Source organism: Pseudomonas sp. dw_612 (assembly GCF_018449725.1).
GTDB lineage: Bacteria > Pseudomonadota > Gammaproteobacteria > Pseudomonadales > Pseudomonadaceae > Aquipseudomonas.
Genome location: NZ_JAAVVC010000012.1, coordinates 94737 through 114451 on the forward strand (window position 1 = coordinate 94737; position 19715 = coordinate 114451).

Here is a 19715-nt window from a genome sequence, read left to right on the forward strand (position 1 = left end):
ACCGGACCATGCAAACTCGTGACGATATCTTCAACACCCTGCGCGATGCCCTGGTCGAACTCTTCGAGCTGGACCCCGAGCGCGTGAGCCTGGAATCCAACCTGTATCAGGACCTGGAAATCGACAGCATCGACGCCGTCGACCTGATCGATCACATCAAGCGCCAGACCGGCAAGAAAATCGCCGCCGAAGAATTCAAATCGGTGCGTACCGTCAGCGACGTGGTCGAGGCGGTCTACCGTCTGGTTCAACCGGCCGCATGAGCCGAGTGATCGGCCTCGGCCTGCTGCTGGCGGGCCTGCTGTACCCCTTTGCGGTGTATTTCGGCATGGAGCACTTCGCGCCGTGGCAGTTCGGCTTGCTGCTGGGCAGCCTGTGGCTGGCGCGGGTGCTGACCGGCGTGCGGCGGCCGGGGAGCTTGTGGATGGCCATCGTCGCCATCGTGTTTTGCCTGCTGCTGGCCGTGTTCGATAGCCCGGCGCTGTTGCGTTGGTATCCGGTGCTGATCAGCAGTTTCATGCTGGCGCTGTTCGGCCTGAGCCTGAAATACGGCCCGCCGATGGCCGAACGTTTGGCCCGTCTGCGTGAACCGCAACTGCCGGCCAAGGCGATTGTTTATACGCGCCAGGTCACGGTGGCCTGGAGTGTGTTTTTTTTCTGCAACGGATTGTGCGCCGCCGCGCTGACCCTTTGGGCGCCGCTGAGTTGGTGGATGTTGTACACCGGCCTGATCTCCTACGGGTTGATCGGCCTGATGTTTGCCATTGAATGGCTGATACGACAACGGGTACGAGGCCACCCATGACTTGGATAACACTTGAGCAATTGCTGCTCAAGGCTCAGCCGGAGCGTGCCCTGACGGCCGAACCGGCGTTGAATCACGCGCAATTGTGCGAACAGGCCCTGAGCCTCGCCGCCGGCCTGCAAGCCCAGGGCGTGCGGCGCATTGCCGTGCACCTGGAAGACGCCGCCGAGCTGGCGATTGCGCTGCTGGGCGCCTGGCGCGCCGGGGTCAGCGTGTTGCTGCCCGCCGATTTGCAGCCCCAGACGCGCCAGCGCTGGTCGACGGAAGTCGATCTGTGGTTGACCGATCAGGCTGACGACGCGCACCTGGCCGATTATCAGCACTCGCCCCTGTCTGCCGCCGCGCTGGACCTGGATCGCTGTCAGTTGAGCCTGTGCACCTCCGGCTCCAGCGGCGAACCCAAGCGCATCGACAAAACCCTGCGGCAACTGGCCAATGAAGTCGAAGCCCTCGAACAGCTGTGGGGCGCCGACTTGGGCCAGGCTTGCATCATCGGCAGCGTCGGCACCCAACACATTTACGGTTTGCTGTTCCGCGTGCTCTGGCCGTTGTGCGCCGGGCGGACGTTCGTGCGCAAGCAACTGGCGTTCCCGGAAGACTTGCAGCGCGCCAGCCGCGAACACCCGGCGTTTGCCTGGGTCGCCAGCCCGGCGCTGCTCAAGCGCATGGGCGACAACCTCGACTGGCCGGCCTTGAGCGCGGTGCGCCGGGTGTTTTCCTCCGGCGGCGCCCTGCCCGCCGAGGCGGCCCGAAGCCTGTTCGAACGCTTGCAGCAATGGCCGACGGAAATCCTCGGCAGCTCGGAAACCGGCGGCATCGCCTGGCGCCAAGGGCAAGACCTCTGGCAGCCGTTCGCCGACGTCATGCTGAGCCAAGACAGCGACGGCGCCCTGCTCATCGCCTCGCCATACTTGCCGGCCGGCCACATCGAACACACCGCCGACGCTGCGCGAATCGCCCCTGACGGCCGTTTCGAACTGCTGGGACGGCTGGACCGCATCGTCAAACTGGAAGAAAAACGTATCTCGCTACCGATGCTGGAACAGGCACTGATGGCCCACGACTGGGTCGCCGAAGCGCGCCTCGGGGTGGTTCAGGAAAACCGCGCCTCGCTGGGCGCGCTGCTGGTGCTCAGCCAACAAGGCCTGCATGCCTTGCGCAATCAAGGTCGACGCACCCTCACCCAAGAACTGCGTCAGCACCTGAGCCAGCATTGCGAAGCCCTGGCCTTGCCACGGCGCTGGCGTTTGCTGCGCCAACTGCCGCTGAACGCCCAGGGCAAACTGCCCCAGGCCGACGTCGAAGCCCTGCTGCTGGCCCCGCGCCCCAAAGCGCCGGACGTGCTGGAACAGGTCGAAACCGATGGCGAGTGGAGCCTGCAACTGGCCATCCCGCCAGATTTGGCCTACTTCAGCGGACACTTCCCCCAAGCGCCGGTATTGCCCGGTGTGGTGCAGGTGGACTGGGCGTTGAGTCTTGGCCAGCAACTGATGGATCTGCCAACTACGTTCGCCGGCATGGAAGTGCTGAAATTCCAGCAATTGGTGCGTCCGGGGGACGAAATCCAGCTGCACCTGCGGTTCGACCCGGTGCGCAGCAAGTTGTATTTCACCTTTCGCAACGACACGGCGACCTGCTCCAGTGGGCGGATTGTGTTGGAGGCGGTTTGTGGATAATTTGCGTCCCCCTGTAGCAGCTGCCGCAGGCTGCGTCCGAGTGCGAAGCGCTCGCAATCAGACCGCCGTGGTGATTCTGAAGGATCTCGTTGATCTGGTTTGCGACCGCTTCGCGGCCGGACGCAGGCTTCGCCAGCTGCTACAAGGACGGGGTGGGTACTCACATGCATAACCCCTGCGCCATCATCCCGGTCTACAACCACGAAACCGCCATCACCACAGTGGTCGAGGCCCTGCTCGCCCAAGGTTTGCCCTGCATTCTGGTGGACGACGCCAGCGCCCCGGCCTGCGCCAAAGTGCTCGATCAACTGGCGCATCGGGACAACACCTACCTGATCCGCCTCACCGTCAATCAAGGCAAGGGCGGCGCAGTGATGACCGGTCTGCGCGAAGCCGCGCGCCTGGGTTTCAGCCATGCGTTGCAGGTGGATGCCGACGGCCAGCATGACCTCGCCGACGTCGCGACCTTCATCGAACAATCCCGCGTCCATCCCGAAGCGGTGATCTGCGGCTATCCGCTCTACGACGCCAGCGTGCCCAAGGGTCGTTTATATGCGCGTTACCTGACCCACGTGATGGTGTGGATCAACACTTTGTCGTTGCAGATCCGCGATTCGATGTGCGGTTTTCGCGTGTATCCATTGCCCCCGACCCTGGCGCTGATCAGTTCGGCGAAGATCGGCAAACGTATGGATTTCGACTCGGACATCCTGGTGCGGCTGGCCTGGCGCAATCTGCCGATGCAGTGGCTGCAAACCAAGGTGCATTACCCGCTGGACGGCGTTTCGCACTTTCGCCTGTTCCACGACAACGTTTTAATTTCGAGCATGCACACCCGGCTGTTCTTCGGCATGTTGCTGCGCGCTCCGGTGATCCTCTGGCGGCGGTGGCGCGCATGAGCATTGAGACAGACAAAAAACATTGGGCCGACCGCGAAGAGCGTGGCAGTTTCTGGCTGATGAAATTCACCGCACTCTGCGCCAAAGTGCTGGGTCGGCGGTTGTTGAGCCCGTTGCTGTACGGCATCGTTTTGTACTTTTTCCTGTTCGGCCGCAGCGCACGCAAAAGCGCCTGGCAATATCAGCAACGCCTTGCCGACTGGAGCGACAACAGCGAATTGCGTCCAACCCATTGGCGCGTCTTCGGCCAGTTCATGGCCTTCGCCGACTCGATGCTCGACAAGCTCGATGTGTGGAACGGCAAACTGCGCCTGGAGCAGATCGAAATCATCGACCCGGCGCTGTTGCGCACCCAACTGCGCGGTGCCCGTGGCCAGATGCTGGTGGGCGCACACCTGGGCAATTTGGAAGTCTGTCGCGCACTGGCAGAGATCGGTGAGAAGGTCACCATGAACGTGCTGGTGCACACCAAACACGCCGAGCAGTTCAACCGTTTGCTGGGTGAGGCCGGGGCGACCAATCTGCGCCTGGTCCAGGTCAGCGAACTGGACCCGGTAATCATGCTGCAACTGCACGAACGCCTGGAGCGCGGCGAGTGGCTGGCGATTGCCGGCGACCGCGTACCGCTGCATGGCGGGCGCAGCGTGACCGTGGACTTCCTCGGGCATTCGGCGGCGTTCCCCCAGGGGCCGTGGCTGCTGGCCGGTTTGCTCAAGTGCAAAGTCAATCTGCTGCTGTGCCTGAAGAAACCCACCGGTGAGTATCGACTGACCCTCGAACCGTTCACCGAAGCCGTGGTGTGGAAGCGCAGCGACCGCGAACAGGTCATTCATCAGTGGGCTTCCCGCTACGCCGAACGCTTGGGTCACTATTGCCTTGAAGCGCCTCAACAATGGTTCAACTTTTACCCTTTCTGGAAGACCGATGACGACGCCAACGCTTGAGCCGGTAACCTTCGGCGAACTCCCTTTGCGCATCGAAGACGTGCTGGCCCTGGCCAACCGTCAGGCGCCGACCCGGTTGCAGGACGACCCTGAATACCGCGAGCGCATCGCCAAGGGTGCGCGCTTCCTCGATTCCCTGCTGGACAAGGAAGGCGTGATCTACGGCGTGACCACCGGTTACGGCGATTCCTGCGTGGTCGCGGTGCCGCTGCATCACGTCGAAGCGTTGCCGCGTCATTTGTACACTTTTCACGGCTGCGGCCTGGGCAAATTGCTCGACGCCCAGGCAACGCGGGCGGTGTTGGCGGCACGTTTGCAGTCGCTGTGCCACGGCGTGTCCGGGGTGCGCGTGGAACTGCTGGAACGCCTGCAAGCCTTTCTCGAACACGACATCCTGCCGCTGATCCCGGAAGAGGGTTCTGTCGGCGCCAGCGGTGATTTGACCCCGCTGTCCTACGTCGCCGCGACCTTGTCCGGCGAGCGCGAAGTGATGTTCCGTGGCGAGCGCCGCGAGGCCGCCGATGTGCATCGCGAACTCGGCTGGACGCCGCTGGTGCTGCGCCCCAAGGAAGCCCTGGCGCTGATGAACGGCACCGCCGTAATGACCGGCATCGCCTGCCTAGCCTTCGCCCGCGCCGATTACCTGCTGCAACTGGCCACCCGCATCACCGCGCTGAACGTAGTCGCGCTGCAAGGCAACCCGGAGCATTTCGACGAGCGTCTGTTCGCCACCAAGCCGCATCCGGGGCAGATGCAAGTCGCCGCGTGGCTGCGCAAGGATCTGGCGATCGACGCGCCCACCGCGCCGCTGCATCGCTTGCAAGACCGCTATTCCCTGCGTTGCGCACCGCATGTGCTCGGCGTGTTGGCCGACAGCCTGAACTGGCTGCGTTCGTTTATCGAGATCGAGCTCAACAGCGCCAACGACAACCCGATCATCGACGCCGAAGCCGAACGCGTGCTGCACGGCGGGCACTTCTACGGTGGCCACATCGCGTTCGCCATGGACAGCCTGAAAACCCTCGTCGCCAACGTCGCCGACTTGCTCGATCGGCAACTCGCGCTGCTGGTGGACGAGCGTTACAACCACGGCTTGCCGAGCAACCTGTCCGGCGCCAGCGCTGATCGGGCGATGCTCAATCACGGCTTCAAAGCCGTGCAGATCGGCACCAGCGCCTGGACCGCCGAAGCGCTGAAAAATACGATGCCGGCCAGCGTATTCTCACGTTCCACCGAATGCCATAACCAGGACAAAGTCAGCATGGGCACCATCGCCGCCCGTGATGCGGTCCGCGTGCTGGAGTTGACCGAACAAGTCGCTGCCGCCACCCTGCTGGCCGCCAACCAAGGTGTCTGGCTGCGTAGTCAGGCCGAGGATGCCCGCCCGTTGCCGCCATCACTCGCCGCGATGCACGAAGAGCTGGCCAAAGACTTCCCCCCGGTCATCGAAGACCGTGCCCTGGAAGGCGAATTGCGCCTGTGCCTGAAACGCATCGCCGAGCAACACTGGAGGCTGCATGCGTAGCAAGGGAGTGCTTCACGCCGATACGGAAATCCTCGTGCCGTTCTTTGACGTCGACACCATGAACGTGGTGTGGCACGGCCATTACGTCAAATACCTGGAAGTCGCCCGCTGTGCGCTATTGGACAAGCTCGGCCACAACTACACGGCCATGGTCGAGTCGGGTTTTGCCTGGCCGGTGATCGACCTGCAATTGCGCTACGTGCGCGGCGCGGTGTTCGGTCAGAAACTCAATGTCCGCGCGAGTCTGGTGGAGTGGGAGAACCGGTTGAAGATCAACTACCTGATCAGCGACCTGCACACCGGGGAACGCCTGACCCGCGCCAGCTCGGTGCAGGTCGCGGTCGACATGACCAGCCGCGAGATGCAATTGGCCTCGCCGAAAGTGTTCACCGATGCTGTTGAAAGGATGCTGCCATGACCTTGCGAAACCTCTGTAGCAGCTGGCGAAGCCTGCGTTCGGCTGCGAAGCAGTCGCCCCGCGTTTTTCCTGACACACCGCAGACACAGATTTTACGACGGCTTCGCCGCCGAACGCAGCCTCGCAAGCTCGGCAGCTGCTACGGGATCGTGCTGGGCCTGTTGATGGTGGGTTTTACTTCGCTTGCCCATGCAATCGACTTGCGACAACTCTGTAGCAGCTGGCGAAGCCTGCGTTCGGCGGCGAAGCAGTCGCCCCGCGTTTTTCCTGACACACCGCAGACACAGGTTTTACGACGGCTTCGCCGCCGAACGCAGCCTCGCAAGCTCGGCAGCTGCTACGGGATCGTGTTGGGCCTGTTGATGGTGGGTTTTACTTCGCTCGCCCATGCAATCGACTTGCGACAACTCTGTAGCAGCTGGCGAAGCCTGCGTTCGGCTGCGAAGCAGTCGCCCCGCGTTTTTCCTGACACACCGCAGACACAGGTTTTACGACGGCTTCGCCGCCGAACGCAGCCTCGCAAGCTCGGCAGCTGCTACGGGATCGTGTTGGGCCTGTTGATGGTGGGTTTTACTTCGCTTGCACAGGCGTTTGATTTGCAACAACTCAGCGATCAACTGGCCAAGCCTGATGTGATCCATGGCAATTTCATCCAGGAAAAACACCTGCGCGCCCTGCCCCAGCCGCTGGTCAGCAAAGGCACCTTCGTCCTGGCGAAAAATCACGGCCTACTTTGGCTGCTGAAAACTCCGCTGCAACAGGATTACCGCATCAATGCCAAGGGCATCGCCCGGCGTGATGCCAATGGCTGGCAACTGCTGCCGGGCAAGAGCGCCGGTGCCGAGCAGAACCGCTTGTTCCTTGCCGTGTTGCAAGGCGACAGTAGCGGCTTGCAGCGGGATTTCGAGCTGGCGCTGAGTGGTGATGCACAGAAATGGAAACTGACCCTGACCCCGCGCTCGATGCTGCTCAAGCAAGTGTTCAACCAGATCAACATCGATGGCGGCCAGTTGGTAAACAGCATCGAACTGCTGGAAACCCAAGGCGACAGCACCCTCATGCGCATGCAGGACAGCACCAGCGCCCAACCGTTGACCGATGCGGAGCAACATGACTTTGCCGAGTGAACGGATGCTCCCACGGCTGTTCCTGATCCTGCTGCTGGCGGTGCTCGCGCTCGCCGCTTGGCAATGGCGTGACGGCGCACCGCTGTCGGCGAACCTGATGGAACTGGTGCCCGGCACGGCGCCGGATGCGCTGGAACTGCGCGCCGAACAACGCATGCAAGAACCGCTGAACCGCGAAATGCTGGTGCTGGTCGGTCACACCGATCGCCAGCAAGCGGTGGCCATGGCGCAGAAACTTGGCGAGCAATGGCAGGCCAGCGGCTTGTTCGAAAAGGTCCAGTGGACTCTGCAAGCCGACTTGCCCGCGCTGCGTACTCAATTGCTGCAAGGTCGATTGGCGATGCTCTCGGACGCGGATCGGCAACAACTGATCGAGCATCCCGACGCGTTTATCCAGCAGCGGGTACAAGCGCTGTTCGACCCCTTCACCGGTTTCAGCCTGGTGCCGAGTCAGGACGACTGGCTGGGCCTGACCGGGCGCATCCAGAACAGCCAGCCGCAACACGGCGCGGTGCAACTGGACATCGGCAGCGGCGCGTTGATCGCCGATGCCGACGGCAAGAGTTGGGTGCTGCTGCGGGCGCGCACCACCGGCAATGCGTTCGACATGAACCTGCCGCTGCAAGTCGCCGACTTGCTCAAACACAGTCGCGAAGAAGCGGCCCAGGGCGACGTGCAACTGCTCGCCGCCAGTGGCTTGCTCTATGCCGCCAACGGTCAGCAACAAGCCACCCGGGAAATGACCTGGGTTGGCGGCGGCGCGACGTTGGGCATCCTGTTATTGCTGTTGCTGGCGTTCCGGCGTTTGCGCGTGTTGCTCGCGTTTGTCCCGGTGCTGGTGGGCATGCTGTTTGGCGGCGTGGCGTGCGTGGCGCTGTTCGGCCATATGCATGTGATGACGTTGGTGCTCGGTTCCAGCCTGATAGGCGTTGCCGTGGATTATCCACTGCATTACCTGTCGAAGAGCTGGAGCCTGAAACCCTGGAACAGTTGGCCGGCCCTGCGCCTGACCCTGCCGGGGCTGACGCTGAGCCTGATCACCAGTTGCATCGGCTACCTCGCCCTGGCCTGGACCCCGTTCCTGGCGCTGACACAAATCGCCGTGTTCTCCGCCGCTGGGCTGCTCGGTGCTTACCTGTCGGCGGTGTGCCTGTTGCCGGCACTGCTCAAGGGTGCGGACCTGCGTCCGGCGCAATGGCCGCTGCGGGTTGCCGAGTGTTTGGTGAACCTGCGTGAAGCGCTGCTCCAGCGCGCCCGCACGCCGGTGTTGCTGGCGCTGCTGATCGCCTTCTGTGTCGGTGGTTTGTTGCAGCTCAGCACCAAGAACGACATTCGCCAGTGGGTCGGCATGCCACAGCATTTGACCGATGAAGCGCAGACCATCGCGCGCATCACGGGCTTCCAACCGACCAGTCAGTTCTTTTTGATCAGAGCCGCTAACCAGCAAGAATTGCTTGAGCGCCAGAGCGCCCTGAATGATCGGCTGGAGCAACTGGTCAACCTCGACAAACTCCAAGGCTTTCTGTCCCTCAACCAACTGGTCAGCCAGCCGAGCGAACAGAAGCAAGTACGCGACGCGCTGAACAAACTGCCGCAGTTCTGGCAACCGCTGCTCGATGTCGGCGTGCCGGTCGAGGCGCTGCAAGCCGAGTTGACGAAGTTGCAGGCGCTGCCCACCGAAGACATCGACGCGGCGCTGGTCGGGCCGTTGGCCGAACCGTATCGCACGCTGTGGCTGGGGCCGACCGACGACGGAGGCGTGGCGGCCATGGTCAGCCTGCAAGGCTTGAACAACCCGTTGCTGCTGCGGGTCCAGGCACTGGACTTGCCGGGCGTTGAATTGGTGGATCGTCTCGGCGAGCTGAACAAGGTGTTCGCCGAAACCCAGATCAGCGCCGCTGAATTGAAACTCGCTTCTTGCGTGCTGATCGTGCTGGTTCTGATTCTGCCGTTCGGCCTCGGCGGTGCGCTGCGGATCGTCGCCCTGCCGCTGCTCGCCGCACTGTGCAGCCTGGCCTGCCTCGGTTGGCTCGGCCAGCCGCTGACGCTGTTCAGCCTGTTCGGCCTGCTGCTGGTGACGGCCATCAGCGTCGATTACGCGATCCTCATGCGCGAACAGGTCGGCGGCGCCGCTGTCAGCCTGCTGGGCACCTTGCTGGCGGCGCTGACCACTTGGCTGTCGTTCGGGTTGCTGGCGGTGTCCAGTACGCCGGCGGTGAGCAACTTCGGTTTGTCGGTGAGCCTTGGTTTGGCGTTCAGTTTCATCCTGGCGCCGTGGGCCGGACGCCAAGTCCACGCCCTCCCGGTCGCGGAGCAGACAGCATGATGATCGCGCTGTTTTGGGCGATGGCCCTGGGAATGTTCGCCGTCGCGACCCGCGTCGGCCGGCATTTCGGCCTGATCCCGATTGTCAGCCAATTGCTGCTTGCGACCTTCGGCCTGCCGTTGCTGATGTACTTCTGGATCGAGCCGGGCTGGCAGCTCAGCGGTGCGGACCTGATCTCGCCGGTGTGGCTGAAAAACCTATACAGCCTGAGCTTCGCTTTGCTGCTGGGGCACATCCTCAGCGACGTGATTGATCTGCAACTGGATCGCCAGAGCCTGAAAATCGCCCTGCCGAGTTTCTGCCTGCCCTTCGCCTGCGGTTTGGCCACGGCGGTCTGGCTGTTGCCGGTGCAATCGTGGCTCAGCTCGTTGGCGGTCGGTCTGGTGTTCGCCATTACTGCGATTCCGGTGTTGTACCTGTACCTGCGGCACATCAACTATCCGCCTGACGCCACCCGGCGCCTGGTGCAAACCGCGATCCTCATTGACCTCACGTGCTGGACGCTGTTCGGCTTCGCCCAGGGCAGCCTGCACCTGAGCAGTCTTTTGTTGCCATTGGCTGGTGCGTGTTTACCGGTGCTGCTGCGGTTGCTCGGTTTGCGCCAGCCGTTGTTATACAGCGGCGGCTTCTTTGCGCTGCTGGTGGTGGCCGAACACTTCAAACTCAATGCACTGATTTTCGGCATCGGTTATTTGCTGTGCATGGCCGCGCTGAAAATACCGTTGGTGTTGCCGTTGCCGGCGATCTGGATGCATCGCTTGCAGACCTGGATTGCGATCCCGCTGATCCTCACGTTCGGCATCGTGCAGATCAATGTGCACAGCGCCATGGCCAGCCTCGGCTGGGTGCAACTGGCGGCGCTGCTGTTGTTCCCGATCCTCAGCAAACTGCTGGGCAACTGGCTGGGCCTAGGCTGGGCCGGTGTTTCGTCTGATGGCGCCAGCCGCTGGCGCGAAAGCGTATTACTGAATATTCGTGGCTTGAGCGAGATCGTCTTTCTCAATCTGCTGCTGCAACAACAGCTCATCAGCCCGCCGCTGTATTTCGCGCTGATGCTGATGGGACTGATCGCCACACTGCTGCCGGCACTGGCCGGCATGCACCGAATTCCGCTGAATATCGCCGCCCCGGCAAGGAGCCCCCGTGCCAACCGTTGAAATGGAACATCGTCAGGTCGTCGTCATCGGAGCCGGTCCTTCGGGCGCCATCGCCGCCGCGCTGCTCAAGCGCAAGGGTCACGATGTCTTGGTGATCGAGCGCCAACACTTCCCACGGTTCTCCATCGGCGAAAGCCTGTTATCCCATTGCCTGGATTTCGTCGAAGAGGCCGGCATGCTGGACGCGGTGAACGCCGCCGGGTTCCAGGTTAAAACCGGCGCCGCGTTCGCCTGGGGCGATGAATACAGCGCCTTCGATTTCGGTGACACCTTCAGCAACGGCAAGCCGACGACCTTTCAGGTGCAGCGCGCCGATTTCGACAAACTGCTGGCCGATCAAGCGGCGCTGCAAGGCGTGGAATTGCGCTACGGCGAAGCCATCGTCAGCGCCGATTTCAGCCTGGCGAAACCGCAACTGAACGTATCGCGCGAGGATGGCAGCGAGTACCGCGTCGAAGCCGATTTCGTGCTTGACGCCAGCGGCTATGGTCGAGTTCTGCCGCGCTTGCTCGACCTGGAGGCACCGTCGAATTTCCCGGTGCGCCAAGCGGTGTTCACCCACGTCGAAGACCACATCGAAAACCCGGCGTTCGACCGCACCAAGATCCTTGTCACCACCCACCCGACTCACCGCGACATCTGGTTCTGGACCATCCCGTTCAGCAACGGACGTTGCTCGGTGGGCGTGGTGGCCGCCGCTGAACATTTCGCTGGCCGCACCGACAATCTGGACGAATGCCTGCGCGGCTTCATCGCCGAAACCCCAAGCCTCGCCGGCGTGCTGAACAACGCGGTGTGGGACACCCCGGCGCGCACCATCGGCGGCTACTCGGCCAACGTCAAAGCGTTGCATGGCCCAGGCTTTGCGCTGCTGGGCAACGCGGCGGAATTCCTCGACCCGGTGTTCTCCTCCGGCGTGACCATCGCCATGCGCTCGGCGAGCATGGCCGCCGGCGTACTGCACCGCCAATTGCAGGGTGAAAGCGTCGACTGGCAAACCGAGTTCGCCGACCCGCTCAAGCGCGGCGTCGATACCTTCCGTTGCTACGTCGAAGGCTGGTACACCGGGACCTTCCAGGACGTGATTTTCCATGACGGCAGCTCACGGGAAATCCGCCGCATGATCGCCTCGATCCTCGCCGGTTACGCCTGGGATGAACGCAACCCGTTTGTCAGCGAAGCGAAGCGCCGGTTGAAGGTGATTTCGGAATTTTGTGCAAGGGATGCCACATGAGTTACTTGAGCGACAACTACGTCGAAGAAACCCGATTCGGTTTCTGGTTCCTGCGCAGCCACACCTGGCAGCACCATGTGTTGCGGGTGGCAATCAATGATCTGCGCGGCTTGTTCAGTGAGTCGCCGCCGAATAACCCGGTGTTGCTGGATGCCGGTTGCGGCCAGGGCAAGTCGTTCCAGTATCTGCGCCAGACCTTTGCGCCCCAGCGTTTGATCGGTGTCGATGCGGATCCGCACAGCCTGAATCTCAGCGGCGAAGAAGCGGCGCGTCAGGGCATGCCGGTTGAGTTGATCGGCAGTGATTGCGCGACGCTCAATGTGCCGGATGCCAGTGTTGATCTGCTGTTCTGTCATCAGACGTTCCATCATCTGGTGGAACAGGATCAGGCCCTCGCCGAGTTCTATCGCGTGCTCAAACCCGGCGGCTATCTGCTGTTCGCCGAGTCCACCGAGGCTTACATTGATACGTGGGTGATTCGCTGGTTGTTCCGCCATCCGATGCATGTGCAAAAGAGTGCGGCCGGGTATCTGGAGATGATTCGCCAGCAGGGTTTTGAGTTTGGGCCGCAGAACGTGTCTTACCCGTACTTGTGGTGGAGCCGTGCCACGGATTTCGGTTTGCTGGAACGCTTTGGTTTGCGTAAGGCCAAGCCGTTTGGGCAGCGGGAAGAGACGCTGGTCAATGTGGTGGCGCGCAAGCCGCTTGAAGGTGTTGTTTGATGTCTAGCGCAATTCAACAAACCTGTGGAATCCCCTGTGGGAGCGGGCTTGCTCGCGAAAGCGGTGGGTCAGTCGACAACAGTGTCGGGTGTGCCGACGCCTTCGCGAGCAAGCCCGCTCCCACAGGGTTTGAGGTGGTGTTGCGATTTGTGTTGGTGGCTTTTGCTTTGCTGTTGAGCGCTTGCGCCAGCCGCGCACCGTTGCCCGAACACACTCCAAGCCTCGCACTGCCACTGCAACTGCACATCCAGCGCCTGATGGCCAACGAGCGCCAGGACTGGGTTTTGGTGATCCAACAGGAAGGCCCGGCCCTGCGTTGGTCGATGATGGATTTGCTCGGCATTCCCCAGGCCAGGCAGAAGTTGATCGGTAGCGACTGGCAAGCCGACGGTCTGCTGCCACCGAATCCGGAAGCGCGGGAATTGTTCGCCGCGCTGTTGTTTGCCCTGACCCCGGAAGGCGAGTTGCAGAGCAACTATCCCACCGCGTGGCAGCATGGCGGGCAACGCTCCTTGCCAGAGCGTTGGGACGTCCGTTATTCACGACCGTTGAGCTTTGAATTGAACCTGCCCAAAGGCCCGAAATACCAAGTCACGCCGCTGAGCGGGGACACGCCATGACCGCCTATTTGAACGCCTTGGGGCTGATCTGCGCCCTGGGACGCGACAAGCAGGAAGTCGCCCGCAATCTGTTTTCCGGCGATTGCTCCGGCATGCGCAGCGAGGCAGGTTGGGTGGTTGAGCGCTCGCTGCCGGTGGCCGCCGTGCGCGGTGAGCTGGCGTCAATCCCACCGCAGATGACCGAACAACGCAGCCGCAACAATCAACTGTTGCTGGAAGCGGCACTGCAAATTCGCCCGGACATTGATCGCGCGATCCAGACTTTCGGCCCTGGCCGCGTCGGCGTCGTGCTGGGCACTAGCACTTCGGGCATCGACGAAGCCAGTCGCGGCCTGGCCCATTACGTGCGCGAGCATGCATTCCCTGAGGACTACGACTATCAGCAACAGGAACTCGGCGCCCCGGCGAATTTCCTCGCCGACTGGCTGCAATTGAGCGGCCCGGCCTATGTGATTTCCACGGCGTGCACCTCCAGCGCCCGGGCCTTGATGAGCGCCCAACGCTTGTTGGACCTGGGGATGTGCGACGCGGTGTTGTGCGGCGGCGTCGACAGTTTGTGCAAGCTGACGCTCAACGGTTTCTCGGCCCTGGAAGCGGTATCGCAACAGCGCTGCAATCCGTTCTCGGCCAATCGCAACGGCATCAACATCGGTGAAGCGGCGGTGCTGTTTCTGATGAGCAAAAGTGCCGGCGACGGTCCATCGATTTCCCTGCTCGGCAGCGGCGCCAGTTCCGACGCGCACCATATTTCCGCGCCGGAACCGACCGGTCGTGGCGCCCAGCAAGCAATGCACAAAGCCTTGAGCCGCGCCCATCTGCAACCGGCGCAAATCGGTTACCTGAACCTGCACGGCACCGCCACCCAACACAACGACGCCATGGAGAGCCTGGCCGTCTCGGCACTGTTCCCGGACGGCGTGCCCTGCTCGTCGACCAAGCCGATGACCGGCCACACCCTCGGCGCCGCCGGTGCCCTGGAAGCGGCGTTCTGCTGGTTGAGCCTGAGCGCGGACAACCCCGAACACGCGTTGCCGCCGCACATCTGGGACGGCCAGCCTGACCCCGACCTGCCGCCATTGCATTGGGTGACCCCGGCCCATCGCCTGGCGTCCATTGCACCCCGCTACCTGATGAGCAATTCGTTTGCCTTCGGTGGCAATAACGTCAGCCTGATTATCGGAGACGCCCCATGATTGACTGGCCGCTCGCCGAACTGCTGCCTCACGCTGGCGACATGATCCTCATCGAGCAGATCCTGTCGTTCGATGACGAGCAGATTCACACCCGCCTCACCGTCAAGCCCGGTGGCCTGTTCAACCGGCCCGACGGCAGCCTGCCGGCCTGGGTCGGCATCGAGCTGATGGCGCAAAGCGTCGCCGCCTACGCCGGTTGTCACGCCCGCGCCCGTGGTGATGCGGTGGAGCTGGGTTTCCTGCTCGGCACCCGTAAATTCGAATGCAACGTCGAACACTTCCCCGCCGGCACCGAGCTGACCATCCACGGGTTGCGCTCCCTGGAAGACGACAGCGGCATGGGCGTGTTCGAATGCCACATCAACGCCCCCGGCATCCACGCCACCGCGCGCCTGAACGTGTACCGTCCGCCCCAGGCCGCGCAATACCTTCAAGAAATCCAAGGAGTCGAGTGATGACTGAATCCGTACTGGTCACCGGTTCCAGCCGTGGTATCGGCCGCGCCATCGCGTTGCGCCTAACCCAGGCCGGGCATGACATCGTGCTGCATTGCCGCAGTGGTGTGGCCGAGGCTGAAGCCGTGAAGGCCGAAGTTGAAGCACTGGGCCGCAATGCCCGCGTGCTGCAATTCGACGTCTCCGACCGCGCGAGTTGCAAAGCCATTCTCGAAGCCGACGTCGAAGCCCATGGCGCCTATTACGGCGTTGTGCTCAATGCCGGGCTGACCCGCGACGGTGCTTTTCCGGCGCTGAGCGAGGATGATTGGGATGTGGTGATGCGCACCAACCTCGACGGTTTCTACAACGTGCTGCACCCGGTGATGATGCCGATGATTCGTCGTCGCGCCGCCGGGCGGATTGTGTGCATTACCTCGGTGTCCGGGTTGATCGGCAATCGCGGGCAGGTCAACTACAGCGCCTCCAAGGCCGGGTTGATCGGCGCGGCAAAAGCATTGGCGATCGAACTGGGCAAGCGCAAGATTACCGTCAACTGTGTCGCGCCCGGCCTGATCGACACCGCCATGCTCGACGAAAACGTGCCGGTGGAAGAACTGATGAAAATGATCCCCGCACAACGCATGGGCACCCCTGAAGAGGTGGCCGGCGCGGTGAATTTCCTGATGTCGGCGGAAGCCTCGTACATCACCCGGCAGGTTCTGGCCGTCAATGGAGGCCTGTGCTGATGAAGCGCGTCGTCGTCACCGGCATGGCCGGCATCACTTCACTGGGCAGCGATTGGGACACCATCGCCGCCAACTTCGCGGCCAACCGCAGCGGCATCCGCCGCATGGACGAGTGGGATCGGTTCACCGAGCTCAACACCCGTCTGGCCGGCCCCATCGATGACTTCAAAGTCCCGAGCCACTGGACCCGCAAGCAACTGCGCAGCATGGGCCGCGTCTCGCGCCTGGCTGTTGGTGCTGCTGAGCAAGCGCTGGCCGACGCCGGGCTGCTGGGTGACGAATCGATCAAGGACGGACGCATGGGCGTCGCCTGCGGTTCGTCCACCGGCAGCACCGATGAGATCAAAGCGTTCGGCAACATGCTGCTCAACTCGGTGGCAGAAGGCCTGAACGCCAACTCCTACGTACGAATGATGCCGCACACCACCGCCGCGAACATCAGCATCTTCTTCGGCCTCACCGGCCGGCTGATTCCGACGTCCAGTGCCTGCACCAGCGGCAGTCAGGGCATCGGCTACGCCTACGAATCGATCAAGTTCGGCCGCTTGCCGCTGATGCTCGCCGGCGGCGCCGAAGAGTTGTGCCCGACCGAAGCCATGGTCTTCGACGCGCTCTACGCCACCAGCCTGAAAAACGACGCCCCGCAAACCAGCCCCCGCCCGTACGACAAGGGCCGCGACGGTCTGGTGATCGGTGAGGGTGGCGGCATGCTGGTGCTCGAAGAACTCGAACACGCCTTGGCGCGCGGTGCACACATCCACGCCGAACTCGTCGGCTTCGGCAGCAATGCCGACGGCCAGCACACCACCCGCCCCGAGCAGGCCACCATGCGCCGGGCGATGGAACTGGCCCTGGAAGACGCCGGGCTGCAACCGTCGGACATCGGCTACGTCAACGGTCACGGCACGGCGACAGAACAGGGCGATATCGCCGAAACCCTGGCGACCAGTGCATTGTTCGGCGAGCACATGCCGATCAGCTCGCAGAAAAGCTTCCTCGGTCACACGTTAGGTGCCTGCGGTGCACTGGAGTCCTGGTTCAGCATCGAAATGATGAACCGCGACCTGTACGCGCACACGTTCAACCTCGACGAGATCGACCCGCACTGCGGCAAACTCGACTACCTGCGCGGCGAATTCCGGCAGATGAGCAACCAATACGTCATGAACAACAACTTCGCCTTCGGCGGCGTCAACACCTCGCTGATCTTCCGCCGCTGGTCGTAACCGCATTAATCAGGGTCAAGGAGACCTCCATGCACATCAAGAAAATCGCTGCCGCCGCCACCCTGCTGATCTGCGCCCTCCCGGCCGTCAGCCAGGCCCGAGACACCCCGGTGTACCTGCCCTTCGACAAAGCCGTCGCCGAAGCCACCCGCACCGGCAAAATCGATGGCAGCGTGAAGTTCTACCTGGCGGGCAACAACCCGGCCGGCAACATCACCGTCCTCAGCGCCGGTGCCGTGACCAACAAAAAAACCAACGCCTTCAACAAGTCCGACGAAGTCGCCTGCGAATGGGTCGCGCAATCGGCCATCATCAGCTTGTTCCAGGCCGCCAAGAGCGCCGGGGCGAATGCGGTGACCAACATTGTCAGCTTCTACAAAAGCAACGAGCGCAAGGATGCCAAGAACTATGAGTGCCACGCCGGGGCGATCATGGCGGGTGTTGCGTTGAAAGGAGATTTGGCGAAGGTTCAGTAAGGACCTTGCTGCCCATTGAGGCAATCCTGTGGCGAGAGAGCTTGCTCGCGCTGGGCTGCGCAGCGGCCCCAAACTCTGACATTCACTGAAGATTTTGTGAGTGCTACGCACTCAAGCGGGAGCAAGCTCCCTCGCCACAATTGATCGTTCCCACGCTCCGCGTGGGAATGCAGCCGGGACGCTCTGCGTCCCCTGCCCTGCGCCCCCTCCGGCAACAATATGAAATAGGAAATTTCAGCGCCTCATTTGGGAAACGTCCTAACGCCAACATCTGATCCTGCCGAGTAGGTTCGAGTCTCCTCAGATTCATACAGAAAAGCATCAATGGCGCGCGACAAGGACATCCCCCAAGTCTGGGAAAGTGGAACGGGTGGCGGTGGCAGCGGAATCGGAATTCGCTACCTGCGAGACATGACCTCGACCGAACTGGCCGAACGTGACGCCAGACAAAAATCCTACGAGGCAATGCTCGCCAGACAACAGGCGTATGAAGACCGCTTTTTCCGGCAATCCGAAAAACGCAAAAAAACCGCTATCAACGGCTGCGTGTTCGCCAAAAGCTGCAATCTCCCTGACGGCGTCATCAACCACAACAATCCCGCCGGTTTCGTCCCGCTCGAAAAGCTCGCCAACTACGGATCGTGGGCTGTACTGGGCACCGACGGGGCGATTACCGCAGAAGGTCTGCCGCTCAAATGGGTCGCAGGCTCTGCAACGGGCAGCGCAATCGCCCAACGCCTCGGCGGTTCTCTTGCGCTCTCTTTGCTGGAAGGCTCAGCCGCCGTGGCAGCGGGCGCAGCGGTCGGAACCGTTGCACTACTGATGCCGAACACCAGCCTTTCGCCGGACAGCGCCTTCTACAAAAACGAGCAATACGCCGAGTTGAAAGCGGGGCGAACCCGAGTCCGCATCAATACGAAAACACTGCCTGATGGTTCAGTCAGCGCTTACGGCTTCTACACCGGCGGGAAAAAAGAGTGGGAGTTTGTCCGGGTCATCGCAGCCAAAAAGAAAGGCGAAAAGTGTGTTGCCGACATTGGCAATGGAATTGGCCTGACCTGGACACCTGCGGCGAATCCTGATGAGGTCTTGGGCATTCCCGCCCTGAAAGGTGCTCCTTCGTTGCCGACCGTGTGGGTGTATCCGCCCACTGAGCAAGCCAACAAAATACTGAAAAACCCAGAGCATCCGCCTGAATATCAGGACGCGATTATCTGGTTTCCGGAGAATCCGGGGCTTGCGCCGATTTATATCGCGCTCAGTGCCCGGCATGAATCCGGCGTCGTTACAGGTGTTGGGGAGGATGGTTCTGGGGTTTGGCTTGCTGGGGCGAGTACTGGGTTAGGGGCTCCTATTCCAACGCGGATAGCTGACCAGCTAAGAGGGCAAACTTTTAGAGACTTCAAAGCTTTCAGAGCTGCATTTTGGACTGCTGTGGGAAATGATCATGAGCTACTTAATGAGTTCAAGTCGACCAACAAAATTAAACTCTTGAACGGTAGAGCCCCTTTTGCTCAGCGAGCGGAACACAACGGGGAAAACGCTCGCTACGAAATACATCACGTTATTCCCATCCGTAATGGCGGTGCGGTTTATGATGTGGACAACCTATCAATAGTTACACCAAAACGGCACGTAGAAATCCATAGAGATGATAGACAATGACCCTGAAAAGCTGCATTTCAGATTACACAGAAGAAGAATTCGTCAGGTTGCTGACGCGTATCATAGAGAGCAATGAAAGCGAAGAAGAAGAAAACAAGCTTGTGCATCACTTTAACACCATATGCGAACACCCTACTGGTTCCGACTTGATCTTCTATCCGGAAGAAGATGCTGACGATTCTGCACAAGGGATAACTAGAACTATCAAGGAATGGCGTGCTGCTCAGGGATTGCCGGGGTTCAAAGAAGGCTGATTCATTGGGCAAAACTGAAACACAGTAAAGCAGAGTACCCAATTTCGGAAACGTCCCACAGCCAGAATCTTAGCTTCGCGCTACGGTCACGACCCCGGGCTCTCACGGCCAATGCTTTGAGCGTTGCGCGTTCAAGCGGGAACAAATGCCTTCGCCACAACGACCCTTTATCTCAGCTCACCGGCTATTCAGATAGCTCACGCTTCCCTGCAGGCCATTCGACGCAGAACACAGCAAAACCGGAAGATTTCCCTACAAGGAGCAG

General features: G+C 61.6%; 20 protein-coding genes. All 20 read left to right on the forward strand.

The annotated features are described in order from the left end of the window. The first annotated feature begins 8 nt into the window (after positions 1–8). The 20 genes from HB680_RS19060 (at position 9) to HB680_RS19155 (ending at position 19450) form a co-directional block, all read left to right on the forward strand. The gene (locus HB680_RS19060; protein WP_007992314.1) at positions 9–263 is read left to right on the forward strand and encodes an acyl carrier protein; all 255 of its coding nucleotides are present in this window, start codon (positions 9–11) and stop codon (positions 261–263) included. Then, the gene (locus tag HB680_RS19065) at positions 260–805 is read left to right on the forward strand and encodes a hypothetical protein (RefSeq protein ID WP_213940100.1); all 546 of its coding nucleotides are present in this window, start codon (positions 260–262) and stop codon (positions 803–805) included. The genes HB680_RS19060 and HB680_RS19065 overlap by 4 nt, the downstream gene beginning before the upstream one ends. Then, entirely contained in the window at positions 802–2481 is a 1680-nt protein-coding gene (locus HB680_RS19070; protein ID WP_213940101.1) for an AMP-binding protein, read from the forward strand. The genes HB680_RS19065 and HB680_RS19070 overlap by 4 nt, the downstream gene beginning before the upstream one ends. Before the next feature lie 164 nt (positions 2482–2645). After that, entirely contained in the window at positions 2646–3380 is a 735-nt protein-coding gene (locus HB680_RS19075; protein WP_213940102.1) for a glycosyltransferase family 2 protein, read from the forward strand. Beyond that, on the forward strand, positions 3377–4324 hold the full coding sequence (locus tag HB680_RS19080) for a glycosyl transferase (RefSeq protein WP_213940103.1): 948 nt from the start codon (positions 3377–3379) through the stop codon (positions 4322–4324). Before HB680_RS19075 ends, HB680_RS19080 begins: the two co-directional genes overlap by 4 nt. After that, the gene (locus HB680_RS19085) at positions 4305–5849 is read left to right on the forward strand and encodes an aromatic amino acid ammonia-lyase (protein WP_213940104.1); all 1545 of its coding nucleotides are present in this window, start codon (positions 4305–4307) and stop codon (positions 5847–5849) included. Before HB680_RS19080 ends, HB680_RS19085 begins: the two co-directional genes overlap by 20 nt. Continuing rightward, positions 5842–6267, forward strand: a complete 426-nt coding sequence (locus tag HB680_RS19090; RefSeq protein WP_213940105.1) for an acyl-CoA thioesterase — start codon at positions 5842–5844, stop codon at positions 6265–6267. The genes HB680_RS19085 and HB680_RS19090 overlap by 8 nt, the downstream gene beginning before the upstream one ends. A 560-nt stretch (positions 6268–6827) precedes the next feature. After that, positions 6828–7394, forward strand: a complete 567-nt coding sequence (locus HB680_RS19095) for an outer membrane lipoprotein carrier protein LolA (protein WP_213940185.1) — start codon at positions 6828–6830, stop codon at positions 7392–7394. Further along, a complete protein-coding gene (locus HB680_RS19100) occupies positions 7378–9720 on the forward strand; it encodes an MMPL family transporter (RefSeq protein WP_213940106.1) in 2343 nt (780 codons plus the stop codon). The genes HB680_RS19095 and HB680_RS19100 overlap by 17 nt, the downstream gene beginning before the upstream one ends. Beyond that, positions 9717–10877 carry a sodium:proton antiporter gene (locus HB680_RS19105; protein ID WP_213940107.1) on the forward strand — a complete coding sequence of 387 codons (1161 nt, stop codon included), beginning with the start codon at positions 9717–9719 and terminating at the stop codon, positions 10875–10877. Before HB680_RS19100 ends, HB680_RS19105 begins: the two co-directional genes overlap by 4 nt. Further along, entirely contained in the window at positions 10864–12111 is a 1248-nt protein-coding gene (locus HB680_RS19110; RefSeq protein ID WP_213940108.1) for a tryptophan 7-halogenase, read from the forward strand. Before HB680_RS19105 ends, HB680_RS19110 begins: the two co-directional genes overlap by 14 nt. Continuing rightward, complete coding sequence (locus tag HB680_RS19115; RefSeq protein WP_213940109.1) at positions 12108–12833, forward strand: class I SAM-dependent methyltransferase; 726 nt, start codon at positions 12108–12110, stop codon at positions 12831–12833. The genes HB680_RS19110 and HB680_RS19115 overlap by 4 nt, the downstream gene beginning before the upstream one ends. After that, a complete protein-coding gene (locus HB680_RS19120; RefSeq protein ID WP_213940110.1) occupies positions 12833–13453 on the forward strand; it encodes a hypothetical protein in 621 nt (206 codons plus the stop codon). The genes HB680_RS19115 and HB680_RS19120 overlap by 1 nt, the downstream gene beginning before the upstream one ends. Continuing rightward, on the forward strand, positions 13450–14646 hold the full coding sequence (locus tag HB680_RS19125; RefSeq protein WP_213940111.1) for a beta-ketoacyl-[acyl-carrier-protein] synthase family protein: 1197 nt from the start codon (positions 13450–13452) through the stop codon (positions 14644–14646). The genes HB680_RS19120 and HB680_RS19125 overlap by 4 nt, the downstream gene beginning before the upstream one ends. Then, positions 14643–15101 (forward strand): hotdog family protein, encoded by a 459-nt coding sequence (locus HB680_RS19130; RefSeq protein WP_054053151.1) that lies wholly within the window; start codon positions 14643–14645, stop codon positions 15099–15101. The genes HB680_RS19125 and HB680_RS19130 overlap by 4 nt, the downstream gene beginning before the upstream one ends. After that, a complete protein-coding gene (fabG, locus tag HB680_RS19135; protein ID WP_213940112.1) occupies positions 15101–15829 on the forward strand; it encodes a 3-oxoacyl-ACP reductase FabG in 729 nt (242 codons plus the stop codon). Before HB680_RS19130 ends, fabG begins: the two co-directional genes overlap by 1 nt. Continuing rightward, positions 15829–17055, forward strand: a complete 1227-nt coding sequence (locus HB680_RS19140; protein ID WP_213940113.1) for a beta-ketoacyl-ACP synthase — start codon at positions 15829–15831, stop codon at positions 17053–17055. Before fabG ends, HB680_RS19140 begins: the two co-directional genes overlap by 1 nt. Positions 17056–17084: 29 nt before the next feature. Further along, the gene (locus HB680_RS19145) at positions 17085–17531 is read left to right on the forward strand and encodes an excinuclease (protein ID WP_213940114.1); all 447 of its coding nucleotides are present in this window, start codon (positions 17085–17087) and stop codon (positions 17529–17531) included. 324 nt (positions 17532–17855) lie between these two features. Then, positions 17856–19196: an S-type pyocin domain-containing protein gene (locus HB680_RS19150; protein WP_213940115.1), complete on the forward strand. Its 1341-nt coding sequence runs from the start codon at positions 17856–17858 to the stop codon at positions 19194–19196. Next, positions 19193–19450 (forward strand): bacteriocin immunity protein, encoded by a 258-nt coding sequence (locus tag HB680_RS19155; RefSeq protein ID WP_213940116.1) that lies wholly within the window; start codon positions 19193–19195, stop codon positions 19448–19450. The genes HB680_RS19150 and HB680_RS19155 overlap by 4 nt, the downstream gene beginning before the upstream one ends. Positions 19451–19715 lie beyond the last annotated feature (265 nt).

Bases quoted from the DNA above. Each gene is read 5' to 3' on its own strand.
- fabG (WP_213940112.1), top strand. From the start codon at position 15,101: ATGACTGAATCCGTACTGGTCACCGGTTCCAGCCGTGGTATCGGCCGC.
- HB680_RS19115 (WP_213940109.1), top strand. From the start codon at position 12,108: ATGAGTTACTTGAGCGACAACTACGTCGAAGAAACCCGATTCGGTTTC.
- HB680_RS19065 (WP_213940100.1), top strand. From the start codon at position 260: ATGAGCCGAGTGATCGGCCTCGGCCTGCTGCTGGCGGGCCTGCTGTAC.
- HB680_RS19075 (WP_213940102.1), top strand. From the start codon at position 2,646: ATGCATAACCCCTGCGCCATCATCCCGGTCTACAACCACGAAACCGCC.
- HB680_RS19125 (WP_213940111.1), top strand. From the start codon at position 13,450: ATGACCGCCTATTTGAACGCCTTGGGGCTGATCTGCGCCCTGGGACGC.
- HB680_RS19150 (WP_213940115.1), top strand. From the start codon at position 17,856: ATGGCGCGCGACAAGGACATCCCCCAAGTCTGGGAAAGTGGAACGGGT.
- HB680_RS19070 (WP_213940101.1), top strand. From the start codon at position 802: ATGACTTGGATAACACTTGAGCAATTGCTGCTCAAGGCTCAGCCGGAG.
- HB680_RS19085 (WP_213940104.1), top strand. From the start codon at position 4,305: ATGACGACGCCAACGCTTGAGCCGGTAACCTTCGGCGAACTCCCTTTG.
- HB680_RS19105 (WP_213940107.1), top strand. From the start codon at position 9,717: ATGATGATCGCGCTGTTTTGGGCGATGGCCCTGGGAATGTTCGCCGTC.
- HB680_RS19090 (WP_213940105.1), top strand. From the start codon at position 5,842: ATGCGTAGCAAGGGAGTGCTTCACGCCGATACGGAAATCCTCGTGCCG.
- HB680_RS19095 (WP_213940185.1), top strand. From the start codon at position 6,828: ATGGTGGGTTTTACTTCGCTTGCACAGGCGTTTGATTTGCAACAACTC.
- HB680_RS19080 (WP_213940103.1), top strand. From the start codon at position 3,377: ATGAGCATTGAGACAGACAAAAAACATTGGGCCGACCGCGAAGAGCGT.
- HB680_RS19155 (WP_213940116.1), top strand. From the start codon at position 19,193: ATGACCCTGAAAAGCTGCATTTCAGATTACACAGAAGAAGAATTCGTC.
- HB680_RS19060 (WP_007992314.1), top strand. From the start codon at position 9: ATGCAAACTCGTGACGATATCTTCAACACCCTGCGCGATGCCCTGGTC.
- HB680_RS19100 (WP_213940106.1), top strand. From the start codon at position 7,378: ATGACTTTGCCGAGTGAACGGATGCTCCCACGGCTGTTCCTGATCCTG.
- HB680_RS19145 (WP_213940114.1), top strand. From the start codon at position 17,085: ATGCACATCAAGAAAATCGCTGCCGCCGCCACCCTGCTGATCTGCGCC.
- HB680_RS19140 (WP_213940113.1), top strand. From the start codon at position 15,829: ATGAAGCGCGTCGTCGTCACCGGCATGGCCGGCATCACTTCACTGGGC.
- HB680_RS19130 (WP_054053151.1), top strand. From the start codon at position 14,643: ATGATTGACTGGCCGCTCGCCGAACTGCTGCCTCACGCTGGCGACATG.
- HB680_RS19120 (WP_213940110.1), top strand. From the start codon at position 12,833: ATGTCTAGCGCAATTCAACAAACCTGTGGAATCCCCTGTGGGAGCGGG.